This window comes from Mesorhizobium sp. M7D.F.Ca.US.004.03.1.1, assembly GCF_003998635.1.
Lineage (GTDB): Bacteria > Pseudomonadota > Alphaproteobacteria > Rhizobiales > Rhizobiaceae > Mesorhizobium > Mesorhizobium loti.
The window spans coordinates 1-1,761 of the sequence record NZ_RZQG01001103.1 but is presented as its reverse complement, the minus strand read 5'-3'; the positions used below and the strand labels follow the sequence as shown (position 1 = coordinate 1,761).

The following is a 1,761-nucleotide window of genomic DNA, read 5'->3' as shown; positions in this document are numbered from 1 at the left end:
AGATACATGTGCTCCATGGCCAGCACCGGCAGTTCGACGCCGACCATGCGGCCGATCTCGCGCGCCCACAGGCCGCCGCAATTGACGACATGCTCGGCCTTCACCGTGCCTTGTTCGGTGACGACGTTCCAGGTGCCGTCGACCTCTTGCGTCAGTTCAACGACGCGGTTGCGCAGCACGATCTCGGCGCCGAGTTTCTTGGCCGCCTTGGAGTAGGCGATGGTGGTGCCGGACGGATCGAGATGGCCTTCGACCGGATCCCACATGGCGCCGACGAAATTGGTCTCGTCCATCAGCGGGAACATCGCCTTGGCTTCGGACGGGGTGATCAGCTCGGTGTCCATGCCGAGATAGCGGCCCTTGGCGTGGGCAAGGCGCAGGAAGTCCATGCGCTCGGGCGTATCGGCCATCATCACGCCGCCGGTCAAATGCAGCGAGCAGGACTGGCCTGATATTTCCTCGATCTCCTTGTAGAGCTGCACCGTATAGGCCTGCAGCTTGGCGACGTTGGGATCGCCGTTCAGCGTGTGGAAGCCGCCCGCCGCATGCCAGGACGAGCCGGAGGTGAGCTCCGAGCGCTCGATCAGCATGATGTCGGTCCAGCCGGCCTTGGCCAGGTGATAGAGAACCGAGCAGCCGACGACGCCGCCGCCGATGACAACCGCTTTTACGTGAGATTTCATTTAGATAGGTCCGTTTTTGAAGAGATTGAATCGGGTGGCCCCTCTGGAGGGAAAGGAAGGGCGCCAGCCTGCATAAGCTCGCACCTTTCCTCTCCCCCGTCGATCGGGGGAGAGGTGTCGAGCGCAGCTCGACGGAGTGGGGGTCGACTGTTCATCAACAACACAGACGATCAAAAATCGGTCGGCGCGCCGCCCTCGGACCGGCGCTTGTCGACGAAGGCGTTGAGTTCCTCGCGGATGGCCGGGTCCATATGGGGCTCTTCGTAGGACGCAAGCCGTTCCTTCCAGACTTTGTTGGCCTTTTCGAGCGCCGTCGGCGAGCCAGCTTCCGCCCAGGTCTCGTAATTGCGCCAGTCGGAGAGGATCGGCGAGTAGAAGGCGGTCTTGTAGCGGTCCTGCGTGTGCTGGGTGCCGAAGAAATGGCCGCCCGGTCCGACCGACTGGATGGCGTCGAAGCCGAGCGCCTCGTCGGACAGGTCGAGCGGGGTCAGGAATTCGGCCACCATCTGCAGCAGGTCGATGTCCAGAATGGTCTTTTCGTAGGAGCAGCGCAGGCCGCCTTCGAGCCAGCCGGCGGCGTGCATCATCAGATTGCCGCCGCCCTGGATGGCGCCCCACAGCGAGAACACGCTTTCATAGGCCGCCTGCGCGTCGACCGTGTTGGCGGCGCAGGTGTTGGAGGTGCGGTAGGGGATGTTGTAGCGGCGGGCAAGCTGGCCGCCGACGAGCTGCGCCTTCATGTATTCCGGCGTGCCGAAAGCCGGTGAACCGGACTTCATGTCGACATTGGAGGTGAAGCCGCCATAGCCGACGGGCGCGCCCTTGCGCACCATCTGGGCGAAGGCGATGCCGGACAGCGCCTCGGCGTTCTGCTGCACCAGCGCGCCGGCGATGGTGACCGGCGCCATGGCGCCCGACAGGGTAAACGGCGTCACGACGACGACCTGGCCCTTGCTCGACATCTGGATGATGCCTTCCATCATCGGCACATCGAGCTTGAGCGGCGAATTGGTGTTGATGATGGTGAAGACGGACGGTTCTTCGAGCATTTGTTCGTGGCTGATGCCGCGCGCGATCC

The 1,761-nt window shown here is 63.5% G+C and carries 2 protein-coding genes; both read right to left on the bottom strand.

What is annotated here, in order from left to right; all coding sequences use genetic code 11:
* Positions 1-683, bottom strand: a 683-nt coding sequence (locus EN935_RS34375) for an FAD-binding oxidoreductase (protein ID WP_164771616.1), incomplete at its 3' end; no start/stop codon positions are given.
* Between the two features lie 170 nt (positions 684-853).
* The coding region (locus EN935_RS34365) for a trimethylamine methyltransferase family protein (RefSeq protein WP_206534642.1) at positions 854-1,761 on the bottom strand (908 nt) is incomplete at its 5' end.